Origin of the sequence: Pseudomonas sp. SbOxS1 (assembly GCF_013416725.1) — a bacterium.
Taxonomy (GTDB): Bacteria; Pseudomonadota; Gammaproteobacteria; order Pseudomonadales; family Pseudomonadaceae; genus Aquipseudomonas.
On the sequence record NZ_JAAVXC010000056.1, the window covers coordinates 1 to 18,813 of the forward strand.

The 18,813-nt window shown below is 62.4% G+C and carries 14 protein-coding genes; 7 read left to right on the forward strand and 7 right to left on the reverse strand.

Features of this window, described 5'->3' with window-relative positions; all coding sequences use genetic code 11:
* Nucleotides 1-307: 307 nt before the first annotated feature.
* The 7 genes from HFK74_RS31840 to HFK74_RS31870 all read right to left on the reverse strand — a co-directional run bounded on the left by HFK74_RS31840 (nucleotide 308) and on the right by HFK74_RS31870 (nucleotide 6,684).
* On the reverse strand, nucleotides 308-1,318 hold the full coding sequence (locus HFK74_RS31840; protein WP_180207003.1) for a YeiH family protein: 1,011 nt from the start codon (nucleotides 1,316-1,318) through the stop codon (nucleotides 308-310).
* Entirely contained in the window at nucleotides 1,315-1,641 is a 327-nt protein-coding gene (locus tag HFK74_RS31845) for a Rieske 2Fe-2S domain-containing protein (protein WP_180207025.1), read from the reverse strand. The genes HFK74_RS31840 and HFK74_RS31845 overlap by 4 nt, the downstream gene beginning before the upstream one ends.
* Nucleotides 1,638-2,300, reverse strand: a complete 663-nt coding sequence (locus HFK74_RS31850; RefSeq protein WP_180207005.1) for a DsbA family protein — start codon at nucleotides 2,298-2,300, stop codon at nucleotides 1,638-1,640. Before HFK74_RS31850 ends, HFK74_RS31845 begins: the two co-directional genes overlap by 4 nt.
* A complete protein-coding gene (locus HFK74_RS31855) occupies nucleotides 2,297-3,613 on the reverse strand; it encodes an MFS transporter (protein WP_180207007.1) in 1,317 nt (438 codons plus the stop codon). The genes HFK74_RS31850 and HFK74_RS31855 overlap by 4 nt, the downstream gene beginning before the upstream one ends.
* An 88-nt stretch (nucleotides 3,614-3,701) precedes the next feature.
* Complete coding sequence (locus HFK74_RS31860; RefSeq protein ID WP_180207009.1) at nucleotides 3,702-4,754, reverse strand: 3-keto-5-aminohexanoate cleavage protein; 1,053 nt, start codon at nucleotides 4,752-4,754, stop codon at nucleotides 3,702-3,704.
* An 87-nt stretch (nucleotides 4,755-4,841) separates the two neighbouring features.
* Nucleotides 4,842-5,690 carry a TauD/TfdA family dioxygenase gene (locus tag HFK74_RS31865; protein ID WP_180207010.1) on the reverse strand — a complete coding sequence of 283 codons (849 nt, stop codon included), beginning with the start codon at nucleotides 5,688-5,690 and terminating at the stop codon, nucleotides 4,842-4,844.
* Nucleotides 5,691-5,703: 13 nt separating this feature from the next.
* Nucleotides 5,704-6,684 carry a quinone oxidoreductase gene (locus tag HFK74_RS31870; protein WP_180207011.1) on the reverse strand — a complete coding sequence of 327 codons (981 nt, stop codon included), beginning with the start codon at nucleotides 6,682-6,684 and terminating at the stop codon, nucleotides 5,704-5,706.
* Between the two features lie 210 nt (nucleotides 6,685-6,894).
* Here HFK74_RS31870 and HFK74_RS31875 point away from each other — a divergent pair, with 210 nt between their 5' ends.
* The 7 genes from HFK74_RS31875 (at nucleotide 6,895) to HFK74_RS31905 (ending at nucleotide 18,208) form a co-directional block, all read left to right on the forward strand.
* Nucleotides 6,895-8,403, forward strand: a complete 1,509-nt coding sequence (locus tag HFK74_RS31875; protein ID WP_180207013.1) for a PLP-dependent aminotransferase family protein — start codon at nucleotides 6,895-6,897, stop codon at nucleotides 8,401-8,403.
* A 111-nt stretch (nucleotides 8,404-8,514) separates the two neighbouring features.
* Nucleotides 8,515-9,585 (forward strand): sugar phosphate isomerase/epimerase, encoded by a 1,071-nt coding sequence (locus HFK74_RS31880; protein WP_180207015.1) that lies wholly within the window; start codon nucleotides 8,515-8,517, stop codon nucleotides 9,583-9,585.
* Between the two features lie 38 nt (nucleotides 9,586-9,623).
* Nucleotides 9,624-10,889, forward strand: a complete 1,266-nt coding sequence (locus HFK74_RS31885; protein ID WP_180207016.1) for an MFS transporter — start codon at nucleotides 9,624-9,626, stop codon at nucleotides 10,887-10,889.
* A 166-nt stretch (nucleotides 10,890-11,055) separates the two neighbouring features.
* The gene (locus HFK74_RS31890; protein ID WP_180207018.1) at nucleotides 11,056-12,123 is read left to right on the forward strand and encodes an alpha/beta fold hydrolase; all 1,068 of its coding nucleotides are present in this window, start codon (nucleotides 11,056-11,058) and stop codon (nucleotides 12,121-12,123) included.
* Nucleotides 12,124-13,259: 1,136 nt separating this feature from the next.
* Nucleotides 13,260-15,005, forward strand: a complete 1,746-nt coding sequence (locus tag HFK74_RS31895; RefSeq protein ID WP_180207020.1) for a hydantoinase B/oxoprolinase family protein — start codon at nucleotides 13,260-13,262, stop codon at nucleotides 15,003-15,005.
* 34 nt (nucleotides 15,006-15,039) lie between these two features.
* Entirely contained in the window at nucleotides 15,040-17,130 is a 2,091-nt protein-coding gene (locus tag HFK74_RS31900) for a hydantoinase/oxoprolinase family protein (RefSeq protein ID WP_180207022.1), read from the forward strand.
* 97 nt (nucleotides 17,131-17,227) lie between these two features.
* A complete protein-coding gene (locus HFK74_RS31905; RefSeq protein WP_180207023.1) occupies nucleotides 17,228-18,208 on the forward strand; it encodes a helix-turn-helix domain-containing protein in 981 nt (326 codons plus the stop codon).
* The last annotated feature ends 605 nt before the right edge of the window (nucleotides 18,209-18,813 follow it).

Below are 18,813 nucleotides of genomic sequence, written 5' to 3' on the forward strand. Positions count from 1 at the left end.
GAGGGCATGCCGAGCCCTAGCGAGGCACCGAGTGGTGGGGCAAAGCCTTTTGCTTCCTTTTTGGCGTTTGAAAAAGGGAGTCGCCGTAAGGGCGAAACCATAAGTAGCCGTTACCGCAGCAATGGATATGTACTCAGACAACAATCCCCCGACAACAACCTCCCACAGACGCACCGGACAAAAAAAACGGCGACTGCTGGTACAGTCGCCGTGAAAAACCGGTGCTGTCCACACCGGTCGAGAACACCACCGCAGCTAGGAGCCAACCACGGTGCAGTCCCCTGCCAGAAAGCTTATGCGTCGGGCGTCAAAGCCCCCAGTGCAGCAACAACAGCACCAGCACGACGAGGAACACCGTCTCCCCCACCATCAGCAGGATCGGCTTGATGCCCACCGCGGCCAGCTCCTTGAGCTGGGTCTTCATCCCCAGGGCACTGATGGACACCACCAGGCACCAGCGCGACAGTTCATTGACCGAACCCTGCACCACCGGGGCTATCCACCCGGTACTGTTGATGCACGCCAGAATGAGGAAACCCACGGCGAACCACGGCAGCAACGGTGGACGCTTGCCGGTCGGATCGGCGCCCTGCATGCGGGTGATCATTGCGGCGGTGACGATCACCGGCAGCAGCATGGCGACCCGCATCAGCTTGACCACCGTAGCCGTGTCACCGGTCTCGGTGGACATGCTGTAGCCGGCGCCAACCACCTGGGCCACGTCGTGGATGGTCGCCCCGAGAAACACCCCGGCCACCTGCGGCGACAGTTGCAGCCAGTTGGCGATCATCGGGTAAACGATCATTGCCATCGTCGACAGTGCCGAGACGCCGATCACCGTGAACAGGGTCGCGCGTTCTTTCTGCGGGTGATTGGGCAGCGCAGCCGCCAGCGCCAGCGCGGCCGATGCACCACAGATCGCGGTGGCGCCACCGGTGAGCATGCCGAACAAGCGCTGAAAGCCCAGCGCCTTGGCTGCGATCACCGACACGCCGATGGTCACCACTACCAGGATCACCACCAGGGCCACAGGCTTCCAGCCCAGCGCCGCCATCTGTTCGAGGGTGATGCGCATGCCCAGCAGCGCCACGCCGATGCGCAACACGGTGCGCGCGGTGAACTCGATGCCGGCCTTGCAGGCGCCATCACCGGAGAGGAAATTCAGGGCCATGCCCAGCAGCAGGGCAAACAGCATGACGGGCGCACCGTAGTGCTCGGACAGGAACGACGCGGCGGCGGCCACGATCAGGCTGACGATAAACCCCGGGGCCAGTTCGCGCGTGCGGCTATGGATACGGGTAAGGGCGATGGCGCTCATGGCGCGGACTCCTCAGGAACAATGACGATGAACGCCTGGCCGTCGATGATCTCGACCGGGTAGTTGTTGACCTTGACCTGCCTGGAATTGAGCAGGTAACCGCTGTGCAGATCGAAGCGCAAACCATGGGCGCAACATTGAATCACCCGCCCGTCGAGACGCCCGCCACACAGCGAGGCGCCCTGGTGCGGGCAACTGTCGTCGATGGCGAACAGTTGCCCGTCGACGTTGAACAACGCCAGGCTCTTGTCTTCGAACTCGAACAGCGCACGGCCACCGGCCTGCGGGTGTTTGCCGGCAGGTACGGGAATGCGCCGGGTCATGCCGGCTGCCGCTCGCACTCACTGTCCTTGAGTGCTTGGTTCATGGCCGCCAGCAGCGCCTGGGCAGGTTGGGCACCGATCACCGTCAGGCGACCGTCAAACTGGAAACTCGGCACGCCACTGGTCGCGCCGGGGGATCCTGCAAATGGCGTGGCGTCGCCCTTCAGGCAATCGAGCACGGCGTCGGTATCGACGCCGCAGGAGCGGGCAATGGCGAGCAAGGTCTCGCGGCAACCAAGATTTTCGCGTTTGCGGAAATAAGCAGCGAACATCCGCTCGAGCAACATTTCACGCTGGGCAGCATTGCCCAGCGCGCTGACCCGCTCGAACAGGCGATGGGCGTCCGCGGTGTTGGGCATCGTCTCGATGTCGCTGAGGTCGATGGTCAGTCCAACCGCCGCCGCAGCCTTTTGTACCTGGGCCTGACGCATGGTCATGGCATCGGCATTGCCCAGGCGCTTGCGGTAGAAATCGGCGAAGGGCTCACCTTCCAACGGCAATTGCGGCAGTAACTGCACGCCATGCCACTGCGTGCTGATCTGCACGTCCGGATGGCGATTGCGAAACTGTACCTGCGCATGCTCCAGTTGGCGTTTGCCGATCAGGCACCAGGGGCAGATAAAATCGAAAAACACATCAATCTGTAGACGACGACTCACAACTTCACCTCTAACCCGGCTTGGCTGACGGGGTCAGGCACGCTCTGACCCTGAAGACGGGCAATATCTTTGTGGTAATGACACTTGGCGTAAAAGAACACGGCCGCTGCCGCCAGGCTGACCAGTGGCACCAACTGGAAAGCGGCATGCAGGCCGATCAGGTCCGACACCCTTCCGGTGATGAACGGCCCCGGCGCCAGTCCCAGCATGTTATTGGCCAATGTCAGCGTGGCGAAGGCCGTGCCATGGACCGAGTAATGCGTCAGGTTGGCAACCATCGCGCCAGCGGGGCCGGTGGTACCGGTGGCAATCAGCATGCCCAGGCAGATCAGTGCCAGTTGCAAAGGTCCTGCCGTCAGTGCAAACGCTGCCGACAGCAGCAGGCAGCTGCCCAGGCAAAAAGCGATGGCCAGGCTGACCTTGCGTTCCGGCGAGTTGCGACACAGCCGATCGCTGAGCATGCCGCACACAATCATCCCCGCACCGCTGCACAACACGATGATCGCGGCCATGCCGCCAGCCTTGTCCGTGGGCATGTCGTAGTAGCGATTGAGGTAGCTGGGAATCCACACCATCACCGTGCCACCGACAAACAGCTGCAAACCGCTGGCGACGTAAGTTGCCACCACCGAACGGCTGGACCACAGCGTACGCAGCGGGCGCTTGGCCCCCGCGACAACCTTGGCGACCCGCTGCGGTGCGATGCGCGCTTCCTTGACGATGATCGGATACAGGATTGCCAGCAGCAGGCCGAACAGCGCCATGCCGGCGAACGACCAGCGCCAGCCGAGCTTGGCGGCGATGGCACCGCCCAACGCCATACCCAACACCGAACCGAACATGCCGCCCGCCATGAAGGCGCTGGCCAGGGTAGCGCGCATGTGTTTCGGAAACACCGAAATCACCACCGCGATGCCGACGCTGCCGTAGGCCGCTTCGCCGACGCCAACCATGAAGCGTGCGATGAACATTTGCTGATAATCCTGCGCCAACGCACAACCCAGGGTGGCCACGCTCCATAGCATCGCCATCAGTGCCAGGCTCTTGACCCGACCAAAGCGGTCAGCCATCAGCGACAGCGGAAACGTCAGCAAACCGACCATCAGCGCGACAATGCCGCTGAGCAGGCCAAGCTGGCCGTCGCTCAGGGCCCACTCGCTCTTGAGCAGCGGGAATACCGCATTCAGCACCTGGCGTGACATGTAATCGGAAATCAACAGGCCGAACGTCAGTGCAAAAACAATCCAGGCATATTTACGCGCAACGTTGACGCCACCAGCGTCGTCATCGTCGGCGATTGGGTGAAAGGCCATGCAGCCTCCTCAAAGCTTTTATTTATTTTTGTTATCAAGCGTTTTGCAGTGCGCACGAGAGGTCACGGCCTCTCGTGCGCACCACGGGTCAGCCGCGTTGCGGCACACCCTTCTGCCCAGCCTTGCGGTTGGGGGACATGCCGTTGGCCAACAGGGTTTCTTCGATGCTGTCGTACTGCACACCGATGCGATAGATCTCACGGGCTTCTTTGCCAGTGGCGATTTCGCGACCCAGTTCGTGGGCAATCCGTACGGTTTGCTTGATCTGCGCAACCGAGCCGAAACGCTCGCCCTTGTGATCAATGATAGTGTCTTCGTTGCCAACACGCGGGTGCAGCCCCATGGACATCGCCATGGTGTTGAACGGCAGCACGTTCTTGAGCAGCGATTCGGAGGTCAGGGTGCAGCCGTCCGGAACACGGTGGATGAAGTTGAAGAAGTTGAACGGGTTCGGACCGTCGAAACCACCGCCGATGCCGATCCAGGTCAGGTTCATCGGGCCCTTGTAGATGCCCTTGCGTACCAGGCGCTCCAGGGTTTCGTAGGCATGAATGCCGGTCAGCTGGAAGTGCGGCTGGATGCCGTTGTCCATCAGGCGCTTGAGGTGCTCGGCAACCCAGGCTGGACCTGCCGGCACGGTCATTTCGCTGTAGGCCGCCTGGACCAGTGGGTTGGCCAGGGAAGTGCCTTCCAGGTATTCCGGGTACAGCAACTCCATGATGTTCATCTGGGTGGTGTTGATCGCCACCGTGACCTGATCCGGTTTTGGCGTCAGCTCGGCCAGCATGTGGCGGGTATCGTCGGACAGCCACTTGGCGGCTTCGCCATCGCTTTCCGGGGCGAAGGAAATCGAGCCACCGACCTGGATGATCATGTCCGGCACGGCTTCGCGTACACCGGCGATCAGCTCGTTGAACTTGGACAGGCGCTTGGAGCCCTTGCCGTCCAGTTCACGCACATGCAGGTGCAGGACCGTGGCGCCGGCTTCATAGCAATCGACCGCTTTCTGGACTTGCTCGTCCATGGTCAACGGGATGTCTTCAGGGAAGTCTTCAGGCATCCATTCCGGGCCATACGGGGCCACGGTGATGACCACTTTTTCCATGTTTTCGGGGTGCAGGGAATCGTCGAAGAATTGCATGGTTTACTCCATTTCTTATGTTTGTCCCGCCCACCCGGGTTCGTACCGGGCAGGCGTGTCTACGAGTGCGTATGCAGAGAGGGTCGATCAGTAGGTCTTGTCGCCGATGATCCCGGCGCGCTCCATCTTGCGATGGCACGGCGGGTAGTCCATTACGGCGTAGTGCTGGGTACTGCGGTTGTCCCAGATGGCGATGCTGTTGGGCTTCCAGCGCCAGCGCACTTGATACTCGGGGATGTACGCCTGGCTGATCAGGTAGCGCAGCAACTCGCTCGCGCCCGGGTTGGCGTCCTGGCCGAAGCGCACCCGTTCAGCGGTGTGGTAGTTGCTGAAATGGGTGGTGAAAGCGTTGACGAACAGCACCTTCTCGCCGGTTTCCGGGTGAGTGCGTACCACCGGGTGTTCGGCGTCCGGGTACATCGCCTTGAGCGCCAGGCGTTTTTCAATCGGCATGGCGGCACCGAAGCTCGCTTCGATGCTGTGGCGGGCGCGCAGGTCGGCGATCTTGACCTTTACGTCTTCCGGCAAGTTCGCATAGGCCTGGACCATGTTGGCCCACATGGTGTCGCCGCCCACCGGTGGACACTCCACGCAGCGCAGCACGCAACCCATCGGCGGCGCATCGCGCCAGGTCGCATCGGTGTGCCAGGCGTTTTCGTAGCGGTCCATCGGCTGGTCCGGGTTCTTGTAGATGCGCACCAGTCCTGGGTGCTCCGGATCGCTGCCGGCCACCGGATGGTCCTCCAGCTCGCCGAAGCGTCGGGCGAAGGCCACGTGTTCGGCGCGCGTGATGTCCTGGTCGCGCAGGAACACCACCCGGTGCTTGAGCAACTGGGCACGAATCTCGGCAAACAGACCGTCATCATGCACCGCGTCGGCGAGGTTCACGCCGATCAGTTCGGCGCCGATGCTGCAGGTCAATTGTTCGACTTTCATGGCTGGCTGCTCCTTAAATGACGAAAATCGATGAACCAGTGGTCTTGCGCGACTCAAGGTCGCGATGAGCCTGCACCGCATCCTGCAAGGCGTAGTGCTGGTTGATCTCGATCTTGATCCGGCCGCTGCCGACGTGGTCGAACAACTCACCGGCCAGGGCGGCTTTTTCCGCAGGGTCGGCGATGTAGTTGGCCAGGGCCGGACGGGTCAGGAACAGCGAACCTTTCATCGCCAGCAGCACCGGGTCGAACGCCGGGATCGGTCCGGAGGCGGTTCCCACGCAGACCATCAGGCCACGGGGTTTCAACGAATCCAGCGAACCCATGAAGGTGTTCTTGCCGACGCTGTCGAACACCACGTTGACGCCGACACCGTCGGTCAATTCGCGAACGCGTGCGGCGACGTCTTCATGGCTGTAATTGATCGTATGGTCGCAACCGTGGGCCCGGGCGATTTCGGCTTTTTCCTCGGTCGAGACCGTGCCGATCACGTTCAGGCCGAGCAATTTGGCCCATTGCGAAACGATCAGGCCGACGCCACCGGCGGCGGCGTGCAGCAGGATGCTGTCGCCTTCCTTGAAATCGTAGATGCGGCGCATCAGGTACGAAGACGTCAGGCCGCGCATGGTCATGGCCGCTGCCGCTTCGAAGCTGATGGTTTCCGGCAGTTTGATCAGCGGCGCGGCCGCGATCAGCCGCTCGGTGCTGTAGGCACCCAGGGTGTTGAGGAAACCGGTATAGGTGACGCGGTCCCCCACCTGGACGTTGGTCACCCCTTCGCCGATGGCCTGGACCACACCGGAGGCCTCGACCCCCATGCCATTGGGCATCGGGATCGGGTAGGTGCCGTTGCGAAAGTAGGTGTCGGCATAGTTCAGGCCGACCGCCACATGACGCAGGCGAACCTGGCCGGGACCCGGGTCGCCGACTTCGACATCCTCATAACGAAGGACTTCGGGACCACCGGTTTCGTAGAAGCGTACGGCCTTGGCCATTTTTCTTATTCTCCAGTCTGCAATATTGGCTGTTGCGTCGATTTGCGCTGATTGGACTGTAGGACGCTGCCTGTTGAGCCGCTTCTCATCAGACGACAATGGCTTTTCATTTCATGACAGCGCTCGCCGTGGGGTTCACGGCGGTGGATGACTTATCCGGTGCCGCTCGCTACCCTTCACACCACGACACACCGTCCAGACGAGCGCTTCATGAAATCCCCCGCAGGTTTGTTGCTGTCGGCCATCGAGCTCGACCGTGCCAGCGCCATCCCCTTGTACCGCCAACTGTATTTGCAGATTCGCAAACAGATCCTCGGCGGGCGGATCCAGGGCGGCGTGCGCCTGCCATCGACCCGCACCTTGAGCAAGGAACTGGGGTTGTCGCGGATCACCATCCTCAATGCCTTCGATCAGTTGATCGCCGAGGGTTTCCTGGCCTCGCGCACCGGTGCCGGCACCTACGTCGGCACCGAATGGGAACACCGCACGGCTGTCGACGACGGGCAGGCACGCCAGCCCCCTCGCCTGTCCGACCTGAGCCAGTCGATGCTGTCGCTGCGCAGCGATCATTTTCGCGGGGTGTCCTATGCCGACTGGGACCCGGCGACTCCGACCTCCTTCCTGCCCAGCCACAGCACCTACGACGCGTTCCCGCACACGATCTGGCGGCGCCTGATGAACCGTCACCTGCTCAAGCCGACCAAGGCCATGCTCGGTTACGGTGAACTGCAAGGCTTGCAGGCGTTGCGCACGGCCATTGCCGAGTACGTCTTCGACGCCAGGGGCATCGACTGTGATGCCGGGCAAGTGGTGATCGTTTCCGGCGCGCAGCAAGCCTTCAACCTGCTGGGCATGCTGCTGCTCAACCCGCAGGACCGCGTGTGGATGGAGGACCCGGGGCACATCGCGGCACGCATCGCCTTGCAGGCCCAAGGCGCGCAGGTGGTGCCGCTGCCTGTCGATGAACAGGGGATCGATGTCGAGCAAGGCCTGGCCCAATGCCCTGATGCGCGGCTGGTGTTCACCACGCCCTCGCGCCAGCATCCGCTGGGCGTGACCCTCAGTTATGCACGACGCCAGGCACTGATCGATTGGGCTGCACGCCAGCAGAGCTGGATCATCGAGGACGATTGCGACAGTGAACTGCGCTACAGCGGCCGCCTCCTTCCCGCGCTCTATGCCATGGACCAGATGGCACGGGTGATCTACGTCGGGACGTTCAGCAAAGTGCTGTTTCCCTCACTGCGACTGGGCTACGTGATATTGCCCCAGGCCCTGGTCGAGCCCTTCTGCACCTTGCGCGCGGTCATGGATCGCAGCCCGCCCACCCTGCTGCAGGCGACGACGGCGGACTTCATGGGCGAAGGCCACTTCCTGGGGCACATCCGCCGCCTGCGCGCACTGTACCAGGCTCGCCAGCAGGCCCTGCTCGAGCAGCTGCAACAACAGCTCGGCGGGTTCTTGCGGATCACCCCGGTCGACGCCGGCATGCACCTGATCGCCTGGCTTCCCCCCAAGCTCGATGACGACGCGATTGCCAAGCAGCTGGCGCGACACAACATCCACACCTACGCCCTCTCCGACTACTGCATCGGGCACGTCCTGCCGCCCGCCCTGCTGATCGGTTTTGCCGGCACCCCCGAACACCAGGCGCGGGAACGCGTCGAGGCGCTGGCCCGAGCCCTGGACGCCATGGGCTGCCTGACGCAAACCACTTGAAGCACGGCAAGTGGTCTTAACAATTAACTGATAATGGATCTATCGAGAGTTCCTGGCTGGCGCGATAAAGGCTGCGTCGCAAGACCCGTGTCTGAACCAGGAACGACTCGAATGAACAATAAGATCCAGGAACGATTCAACGCCTTGCTTTGCCACAACGTGGTCGAGGACGGCACGGCACCCGTGCTGACTGACGCACTGGCCCGGCAGTTGCTCGAACGACTGGCGCAACTGCGCCTGTTTGCCCACGCCTACCCGCTGCTGACCAACCTCACCCACGGTCGCGTCACCCCCGCCGACCTGCTCGACTTCGCCTATCGCCACGAGCTGCAAGGCCTGAGCCTGCACTTGCTCGACGGCGAGGCCAACAGCCTGAGCCAGATGACGCCTGCGCAACTGCAGGTGTTTGCCGACAAGGCCCGTGCCCTGGGACTGGACGTGCATCTGGAAATCAGCAGCACGCGCAAAAAAGATGTCGACCAGGTGATCGCCATCGCCCTGGCCCTGGGCGTGCGCAACATCCGCGTCTACTCGCGCTACGAGGGAACGCTGTCGCGGGTCATGGACCTGATCGAAACCGACCTGCGCTACCTGGCGCAGCAGGCAGACGCGCACGACCTGTACTTCGACTTCGAGCAGCATGAAGAGCTCAAGAGCGACGAGATCGCGCAACTGCTGAACCGCCTCGACCACCCTCGCCTGCATGCCCTGTTTGATTTCGGCAACATGATCAATGCCTGCGAACAACCCCTGCAGGCGCTGCGTAACCTGGCGCCGCACATCCGCCAGGCGCACCTCAAGGGCGTGCGCGTGGTCCCCGAACAAAACGGCTTCGGGCACTACGGCGTGCTGCAGGGCAGCGCCGAAGACCACCTGCCCAGTGCCCGCCTGCTGTTCGAGCTGTTGATGCTGGGCGACACGAGCCCGCAGGTGATCGCCTTCATCCTCGAGCAGGAAAACCACTACGTGGCCCCGGCGTTCCGCCAGACCGTCGAGGCGGCTGACCCCTTCATCGCCTATCGGGAAATGAGTGACACGCCACTGCCCGACGGCTTCTCGCTGGAACGAATGCTGGCCGACGAACACCGCTGGGCGAACAACCAGGTTGCCTACGTGCGCGGCGTGCTGGCCGAGTTGCGCACCCTGGCCGAACTGACCCTTGCTCACAGTCCTCAAGCCTGAACCCGACGCTACGAACCGATTACGCCCGGAGAACAATAATGACAACGCAAAACAAGGCCAAATGGCTCAGATTCCTGATACTCATCCTCGGTGGCGGCACCATCTACAAACTGGCCAACCTCAAGGACGCCTTCTATGTGCCCATGCAAGAATTCATGGGCTTGAGCCACACTGAAATCGGCCTGCTGCTGAGCGCCAACGCGATCATCGCCACTGCGTTGTTCGTGGTCGGCGGAATGCTCGCCGATCGCTACGACACCCGCAAGCTGATCCCCATCGGCCTGATCGGAACCGGCAGCCTGGGGCTGTACCTGGCCACCTTTCCACCCTTCAGCAACCTGCTGATTGTGTTCAGCCTGCTGGCGGTGTGTGCCGACTGCATCTTCTGGCCCTCGTTGCTCAAGGCCATCCGCAACCTGGGCGACGATCAGGAACAGGGCCGGTTGTTCGGCCTGCTGGAAGGCGGACGTGGCGTCGTCGATACCCTGGTGGCCTTCTGCGCGCTGGGCGTGTTCGTCGCCATGGGTTCGGGCGAAGCCGGCCTGAAGTCGGCGATCCTGTTCTACTCGGTGATCGACATCCTCGCCGGGACCCTGACCTGGTTCCTGCTCAAGAGCGGTGGCACACAGACGACCGCCAAACCCGGCAACGGCCTGGCCAACCTGTTCGAAGCGATCAAGGTGCCGGGCATCTGGCTGGTCAGCCTCAATGTGTTCATGGTCTACATCGTCTACTGCGGCCTGACCTACTTCATTCCCTACCTCAAGGAAATGTACGGCCTGCCCGTGGCACTGGTGGGCGCCTACGGCATCATCAACCAGTACTTCCTGAAGATCCTCGGCGGCCCTGCCGGCGGTTTCATCGCCGACAAGCATTTCAAGAGCACCAGCCGCTACCTGAAGTGGGCCTTCCTGGCGCTGCTGCCGCTGATGGGCGTCATCCTGCTGATTCCCAAGAGCCCGGGCTTCATCTATGCCGGCATGGCCGCCACCCTGTCCTTCGCGCTGATCGTGTTCTCCATGCGCGGCGTGTTCTGGGCACCCATGGGTGAAGTCGGCATTCCCCAGCACATCACCGGCTCGGCCTTCGGCATCGGCTGCCTGATCGGCTATGCACCGGGCATGTTCGCCTACGTGATCTACGGCGCCATCCTCGACCACTTCCCCGGCCAACAGGGCTATAACTATGTATTCAGCCTGATGAGCGGGTTGGCGATCATTGGCTTCATGGTGTCCAGCCTGCTGTATCAATCGGTGCGCAGGAAGTCCACGGCCAGCGGCCAGGTGAGTGCAGCGCAGGCCTGATCCGACGCTGTGTATCACTGTGTATCTGGACAACGGCGGGATACAGGTGCTTGCACCGGTCCCGCTCTTCGACACAGGCCAGATACGTCACCGCGCTCAAATGCAGGCAGGGTTTGAAGGGGATCGGCCGGATCCCCTGGCCAGCGGCTTGCAAAGGAGCATCACGATGAAGATGGCACAGCAGAACGACAACACCGGTAAACCCCGTCGCAGTCTGATCAGCGCTTCGATCCTCGCGCTGAGTCTGTTCGGCGTGCTGGGTGCCGCCCACGGGCAAACGTCCGCTACCGCGCAGCCTGGCGCAACAGCGGCGGGTGCCACGCAGGCGGCCACTTCGGCGTTCGGTCCGCTCAAGCATGTCAACGCCGGCCTGCTGAACGTGGCATACGCCGAAACGGGCCCGGCCGATGGTCCGGTGGTGATCCTGCTGCATGGCTGGCCGTACGACATCCACAGCTATGACGAGGTCGCGCCCTTGTTGGCGGCCAAGGGTTATCGCGTGTTGATGCCCTATGCGCGAGGCTACGGCGACACGCACTTTCTCTCCGACAAGACCCTGCGCAACGGCCAGCCGGCCGCGCTGGCCAGCGACGTCATCGACTTCATGGACGCCCTGAAGATCAAGCAAGCCGTGCTCGGTGGCTATGATTGGGGCGCACGTTCCGCCGACATCGTTTCGGCACTGTGGCCAGAGCGGGTCAAGGCACTGGTCTCGGTCAGTGGCTACCTGATCGGCAACCAGGCCGCCGGCAAGAACCCGCTGCCGCCCAAGGCCGAGCTGCAGTGGTGGTACCAGTTCTACTTCGCCACCGACCGCGGCCGCGCCGGCTACGAGAAAAACACCCATGACTTCGCCAAGCTGATCTGGCAAACGGCCTCGCCAAAATGGGCCTTCGATGACGCCACCTTCGACCGCAGCGCCAAGGCGCTGGAAAACCCCGACCACGTCGACATCACCGTGTTCAACTACCGCTGGCGCCTGGGCCTGGTCCAGGGCGAGAGCCGGTACGAAGCGCTGGAGCAGAAACTGGCCACCGCGCCTTCCATCAGCGTGCCGACCATCACTCTGGAGGGCGATGCCAACGGCGCGCCGCACCCGGCCCCCGAGGATTACGCCAAGCGCTTTACCGGCAAATACGAATTCCGCCTGATCAGCGGCGGCATCGGCCACAACCTGCCGCAGGAAGATCCGCAGGCGTTTGCCAAGGCGGTAATCGATGCGGATCATCTTTGAGGCCCTGCGATAGGGGCTGGCAGCCGACCAATCGCTCGCGGCTGTACCCGTTCTACTGTAGGAGCCCGGCTTGCCGGCGAAGGCGTCCTGACATTCGATGATTGTCTTTCAGGTGTACATATCCGTTCCTGCGGTAACGGCTGCTTATGGTTTCGCTCTTACAGCGAGTCACTTGGAAGAGCCCCAAGTAACCAAGGGCTCTTGCCCCTGGCGTTCGGTGCCTCGCTAAGGCTCGGCATACCCTCGCTCCGGTCCTGCTCCGTGGGTCGCCGCGATGGGCCATCCATGGCCCAGCGCGGCTAAACCGGCATCCTTGCCGGTTTACCCACTGCGCAGAACCTCCACTCGGCCTCTCGAGGGGGCAAGAAAATCAAAAGCCAAAGCAAAAGCAAAAGCAAAAGCAAAAGCAAAAGTAAAAGCGAGGCGGCCTTAAAGCCGACCTGATTGCAGGTTTGTCCACATTCCCCTGTGGGAGCCAGCCTGCTGGCGATGAGCGTCCAGACAACGCGATCCTTCAGACAGGGCGCGTTATCGTTGACATCCATCGCCAGCAGGCTGGCTCCCACAGGGAATCAGGTACAGCCGTAAAAGTCAGGTCGGCTTTAAGGCCGCCTCGCTTTTGTTTTTGATCTGGGGTGCCCCGTTAACCACGATGGCCGAACGCAGGCATTGCGCAGTGGGTAAACCGGCAGGACGCCGGTTTAGCCGCGCTGGGCCAAGGATGGCCCATCGCGGCGACCCACGGAGCAATGCCTTCGTTACGGCATGCCGAGCCCTAGCGAGGCACCAAGTGGTGGGGCAAAGCCTTTTGCTTACTTTTTGGCGTTTGAAAAAGTGAGTCGCTGTAAGAGCGAAACCATAGGTGGCCGTTACCGCAGGAATGGATATGTACAAAGTCAACAACATCCTGGTCGGCTGTCAGGCCGCCTTCGCCGGCAAGCCGGGCTCCTACAGTAGATCGAGTACAGCCGCGAGAGATTGATCGGCTGTAAGACCGCCTTCCCAAGTGCACTGACAATCAAAAACCAGTGCACTTTGCGCCAAGCCAGCCCCTGGTTCGAGCGCGTAGTTTTGTGTCGTGGGTTAGACGTTCGTCCTGACCTCCACCTGGATAACAACAAGATTTCTGGTGACCCATGAGCACAGTAGATCCGATCACCCTGGCAGTCGTGCGCGGCGCGCTCGAGACCGCGCAACGGGAAATGACCATCACCCTTGAGAAAACCGGTCGTTCAAGCGTTTTCAACCTGGCCCACGACTACTCCAACGCCCTCTTCGATCACCTTCCGGAAATGATCCTGCAAGGCCAGGACATCCCGATTCACCTTGGATCGCTGATCCCGGCGATGAAATGCGTGGCCGGTTTCTTCGGCGACGACGTCCAGGAAGGCGATGTGATTTATCACAATGACCCCGCCTACATGGGCAGCCATATTCTCGACTGCTGCATGTACAAACCGGTGTTCTACAAAGGCGAGCTGGTGTTCTGGGCGGTCTGCAAAGGTCACCTGACCGACATCGGCGGACCGGTGCCCGCCGGCTACAACCCGGATGCCAAGGAAATCTACGCCGAAGGCTTGCGTATCCCGCCGGTCAAGCTCTGGTCCCAAGGCAAGCGCCGCGAAGACGTGATCAACCTGCTGCTGACCAACATGCGCGCCCGGGCCTATCAGGAAGGCGATCTCAACGCCCAGTACGGCGCCTGCAATGTCGGCGAACGGCACTTGCTGGAACTGCTCGATCGGTATGGCGTGGAACAGGTGCGCGCCTGCATCGCCGAATTGAAGGACATGGCGGACCGGCACATGCGGGCCTTGCTGCGAGACGTACCGGATGGCCTCTACAGCGGCACCGCCGTGCTGGAAGACTCCGGCCATGGGCTGGGTGAGCTGTCGATCACCGCGCAGGTGGAAATTCGCGGCGACGAGGCGCACATCCTGATCGAAAGCCCGCCGCAGGTGCCGTACTTCATCAACTCCTACGCCGGTAACTCGGTGTCCGGGGTTTACCTGGGGCTGATGATGTTTGCCCAGGTCCCCCCTCCGTACAACGAAGGGCTGTACCGCTGCGTGTCCGTCGACCTCGGCCCGCCGGGCACCTTGTGCAACGCCCAGGAGCCGGCGCCCCACGTCAACAGCACCACCACACCGATGGAAACCCTGGCCGACGCGGTGCGCCAGGCCCTGGAGCAAGCGGCCCCCGATCGTGTCACCGCCTCCTGGGGGCACGCCAGCGGGATCAACATCGCCGGCCATGATCCGCGCAATGGCAACGACGAATACGTGACCATGGTGCTCGCCTCGATCATTTCCGGTGCCGGTGCGAACAAGGCCATGGACGGCTGGCCGGCGTGCGGTCCGCTGTGTTGTTTCGGCGCGCTGATGTCCGGTGATATCGAGTTGCTGGAGTACGCCTATCCGATCCTCGTCCATCGCTACAGCCTGATGACCGACAGCGGTGGTGCTGGCGAATTTCGCGGCGGCTCGGGGACGCGCATTGAAATCGAACCGCTGAACCATGCCATGACCGTGGTCGGTTTTGGCGAGGGCCGGCAACTGCCGACCTCGGGTGCCGCGGGCGCCAACAACGTCCTGCTCGAACCGAAGCTGGGCCGCTTGATTCACCGCAAGCTCGACGGTGAGGAACAGTCCTTCATCTACAACGCGCAGCTCACCGCGCAACCAGGCGAACGGGTGATCAACGTCAACCCTGGCGGTGGTGGCTATGGCAACCCCCTGCGCCGCCCGGTCGCCAGCGTGGTCGACGACGTGCGCAACGGCCTGGTATCCCGCGAAGGCGCCCGCCTGGAGTACGGCGTGGTGATCGACGGCAACGGCCAGGTCGACGACGCCGCGACCAGCGCCCTGCGCGCAACGCTTTAATCCGGCCCCTTTGAGCAATCTGGAATCCCTGATCATGAGCAAGCAACAATATCGCCTGGGCATCGACGCCGGCGGCACCTTCACCGATTTCATCCTGGCCGATCGCAGCGGCAACGTGCAGCTGTTCAAGGCGCCATCAACGCCACAGGACGGCACCCTCGCCATCCGCAACGGGCTGGCGCAAATCGCCGATGCCATCGGCCGCACCCCGGCCGAGATCATCGGCGACTGCGACCTGTGCATCAACGGCACCACGGTGGCCCTCAACGCGCTGATCGAGAAAACCGGAGTCAAGGTTGGCCTGTTGTGCACCGAAGGGCATGAGGACAGCCTGGAAATCCGCCTGGGCCACAAGGAAGACGGCCATCGCTACGATGCCAGTTACCCGCCGGCCTACATGCTGGTGCCGCGTCATCTGCGGCGGCCCATCGGCGGCAGGATCATCAGTGATGGCAGCGAATACGCCGCGCTCGACGAAAACGCGATAGCTGAAGCGATCGAATATTTTCGCGAACAGGACGTCAAGGCCGTGGCCATTTCGTTTGTCTGGTCGGTGCGCAATCCGAGCCACGAGCAACGCGCCGCCGAAATGGTGCGCGCGGCATTGCCGGGTGTGTTCGTCTGCACCGGCAACGAAGTGTTCCCGCAAATCCGCGAATACACCCGCACCTCGACCACCGTGGTCAACGCGTACCTGAGCCCGGTCATGGGCCGCTACATCGAACGCATCGACGCCTTGTTCGAGGAGCTCGGCGCGCAGCAGCCCACCCGCTACTTCCAATCCAACGGTGGCCTGGCGCCCGGCGTGGTGATGCGTGAACGCGCGGTGAATGCGATCAACTCAGGGCCAGCGTCCGCGCCGCAAGCCGGGTTGTGCGTGGCGCAGCCGTTTGGCATCGACAACGTGATCACCGTGGACATGGGCGGCACCTCGTTCGACATCACCTTGAGCAAGTCAGGGCGCACCAACTTCAGCAAGGACACTGACTTCCTGCGCTATCGCATCGGCGTGCCGATGATCCAGGTCGAAACCCTCGGCGCCGGCGGTGGCTCGATCGCCTATCTCGACGACTTCGGCATGCTCCAGGTCGGCCCGCGCAGTGCCGGCGCCAACCCGGGACCGGTGTGCTACGGCAAGGGCGGCACCGAGCCAACCGTCACCGACGCCAACCTGGCCCTGGGTTACCTGGCCGACGGCGCACTGTTGGGCGGTAGCATCCGGCTCAACCGCCAGGCCGCCGTCGACGCGATCCGCAGCAAGATCGCCGAGCCCCTGGGCATCAGCGTCGAACACGCCGCGCTCGGCATCATCACTCTGGTCAACCTGAACATGGTCAGCGGCATTCGCCGAGTGTCGGTCGAGCGCGGGTATGACCCACGGGACTTTGCCCTGATCGGCGCGGGCGGTGCAGCGGGCATGCACGTCATGCGCCTGGCCGAGGAAATCGGCAGCAAGGTGGTGCTGATCCCGAAAGTGGCTTCCGGGCTGTGCGCCTACGGGCAGATTCTTTCCGATATCCGCTACGACCAATTGACCACGCTGCCGATGCGCCTCGACGACGAACTGGTCGACCTGCCATTGCTCAACCAGACCCTGCGTGACCTGCGCGAGCGCGGCATGAACAACCTGCGCGACGATGGCTTCGGCGCTGGCAATAATGTCGAGTGCCTGTACAACCTGGAAATCCGCTACCTCGGGCAGATCCACGAATGCAGCGTGGAGCTGGCCTGCGATCAGCTGGATCAGGCGGGCCTGGTCGCCTTGCGTGAGGCGTTCCACACCCGGCACAAGGCGCTGTTCTCCTACAGCGAACCGCAAAGCCCGGCAGAACTGGTGAACCTCGAATGCTCGGTGATCGCGCGCCTGCAACGTCCGCCCATGCCGGAACTTCCGCCCGCTGCCGAGGATGTCGCGCCCAAGGCCAGCGATCATCGCTCGATGCTGTTCAGCGCCCAGTCGTCCTGGCAGCAAACGCCGGTGTACAACGGTGACCGCTTGCAATCGGGGCAAACGGTAAAAGGCCCGTGCGTGATCGAAGAGTCGACCACCAACATCGTCGTCCCCCCTGGCTGGCAGGCCACGCTCGCACCATCGGCCACCTACCGGCTGACACCCGGTGATTGACCGCCCGTAAGCATTGGCAAATGATGGCAACCCAACGGTGCCGGCGGCTTTTTAGCGTCGGCACCGTCCTCATAATAAAAATGATACGAGGGCAGCCATGGCCTACAAACTCTCCACCCGCTCCTGGCCAGACAATCAACGCCAGCCGCTCTGGGCCCAGGCCATTGGCAGTGCCTATTTTCCGCTGTCCCTGGAGTTCGCGCCCGACCGCCCTTTCAGTGGCAGCCTGCAGATCTGGGAAACTGGCAGCACCGCCCTGACCCTTTCACGCTTGCGCTCCAGTCAACTGGGCTATTCGCGCAGCAAAGCCCAGGTCAGTGAAGACCGCGAAGCCTGCTACCTCGTCACCGTACCGCGGCGCAGCGAAGTGCATTTCGAACAGGGCGGCCGCGCCCTGCATTGCCAGCCCGGTGGCTTCATTTTCGAACGGGGCGACGCGCCCTACCGCTTTCACTATGCCAGCGACAACGATCTGTGGGTGTTCAAGCTCCCCGAACGCGCGCTGCACGGCCAACTGCGCGGCGCCGAGCGCTACACCCGCCTGTGCTTCGACGCCAGGCGCGCACTCGGACGGGTCTTTGTCGACCAACTGGCGATGTGCGCCGCACGTTTCGACGAATGCGACGCGCCCGCCCGGCACATGCTGCTGGAGCAGGCTCTTTCGACATTGTTGATGGCATTGCGTGACGATGAGCGGGTGCTCAGCAGCGAAAGCTCGAACCTGGCCGCCCTGCATTTGCAACGCATTGAGCATTACGTCGACCAGCAACTGGGCAATCCCGACCTGGCGCCGCCAATGATCGCCGAGGCCTGTGGGCTGTCCGTGCGTTATGTGCATAAGCTCTTCAGCAGCACGCCCTACAGCCTCGGGGAATGGATTCGCCTGCGCCGCCTTGAGGCGGTCAACAGAGGCCTGCGTGATCCCAACTGCCACCTGTCTATTGGCGAACTGGCCATGCGCTGGGGCTTCAGCGATCAGGCGCAATTTACCCGAAGCTTTCGCCAGCACTTTGGGTGTACGGCCAGGGAAGTGCGCAATGGGGTTCGGTTGCCTGCTTCTTCGAATATTGGGGTCTGAGGCTGGATTCGGGTCTGGCAGACGACCAATCTCTCCCGGATGTACCCGACCCATTGTAGGAGCGAGGCTTGCCCGCGAAGGCGGCCTGACGGCCAATGGGGATTTTGTTGACTGAGTACATATCCATTCCTGCGGTAACGGCCACCTATGGTTTCGCTCTTACAGCGAGTCACTTGGAAGAGCCCCAAGTAACCAAGGGCTCTTGACCCTGGCGTTCGGTGCCTCGCTAAGGCTCGGGGTACCCTCGCTCCGGTCCTGCTCCGTGGGTCGCCGCGATGGGCCATCCCTGGCCCAGCGCGGNNGTTTACCCACTGCGCAGAACCTCCACTCGGCCTCTCGATGGGGCAAGAAAATCAAAAGCAAAAGCAAAAGCAAAAACGAGGCGGCCTTAAAGCCGACCTGATTGCAGGTTTATCCACATTCCCCTGTGGGAGCCAGCCTGCTGGCGATGAGCGACCAGACAACGCGATCCTTCAGACAGGGCGCGTTATCGTTGACGTCCATCGCCAGCAGGCTGGCTCCCACAGGGGATCAGGTACAGCCGTAAAAAGTCAGGTCGGCTTTAAGGCCGCCTCGCTTTGCTTTGGATTTGGGTGCCCCGTTAA

Coding starts and splice junctions, on each gene's coding strand:
- HFK74_RS31840 (WP_180207003.1), bottom strand. CDS start 1,318: ATGAGCGCCATCGCCCTTACCCGTATCCATAGCCGCACGCGCGAACTG.
- HFK74_RS31845 (WP_180207025.1), bottom strand. CDS start 1,641: ATGACCCGGCGCATTCCCGTACCTGCCGGCAAACACCCGCAGGCCGGT.
- HFK74_RS31855 (WP_180207007.1), bottom strand. CDS start 3,613: ATGGCCTTTCACCCAATCGCCGACGATGACGACGCTGGTGGCGTCAAC.
- HFK74_RS31860 (WP_180207009.1), bottom strand. CDS start 4,754: ATGCAATTCTTCGACGATTCCCTGCACCCCGAAAACATGGAAAAAGTG.
- HFK74_RS31865 (WP_180207010.1), bottom strand. CDS start 5,690: ATGAAAGTCGAACAATTGACCTGCAGCATCGGCGCCGAACTGATCGGC.
- HFK74_RS31870 (WP_180207011.1), bottom strand. CDS start 6,684: ATGGCCAAGGCCGTACGCTTCTACGAAACCGGTGGTCCCGAAGTCCTT.
- HFK74_RS31875 (WP_180207013.1), top strand. CDS start 6,895: ATGAAATCCCCCGCAGGTTTGTTGCTGTCGGCCATCGAGCTCGACCGT.
- HFK74_RS31880 (WP_180207015.1), top strand. CDS start 8,515: ATGAACAATAAGATCCAGGAACGATTCAACGCCTTGCTTTGCCACAAC.
- HFK74_RS31885 (WP_180207016.1), top strand. CDS start 9,624: ATGACAACGCAAAACAAGGCCAAATGGCTCAGATTCCTGATACTCATC.
- HFK74_RS31890 (WP_180207018.1), top strand. CDS start 11,056: ATGAAGATGGCACAGCAGAACGACAACACCGGTAAACCCCGTCGCAGT.
- HFK74_RS31895 (WP_180207020.1), top strand. CDS start 13,260: ATGAGCACAGTAGATCCGATCACCCTGGCAGTCGTGCGCGGCGCGCTC.
- HFK74_RS31900 (WP_180207022.1), top strand. CDS start 15,040: ATGAGCAAGCAACAATATCGCCTGGGCATCGACGCCGGCGGCACCTTC.
- HFK74_RS31905 (WP_180207023.1), top strand. CDS start 17,228: ATGGCCTACAAACTCTCCACCCGCTCCTGGCCAGACAATCAACGCCAG.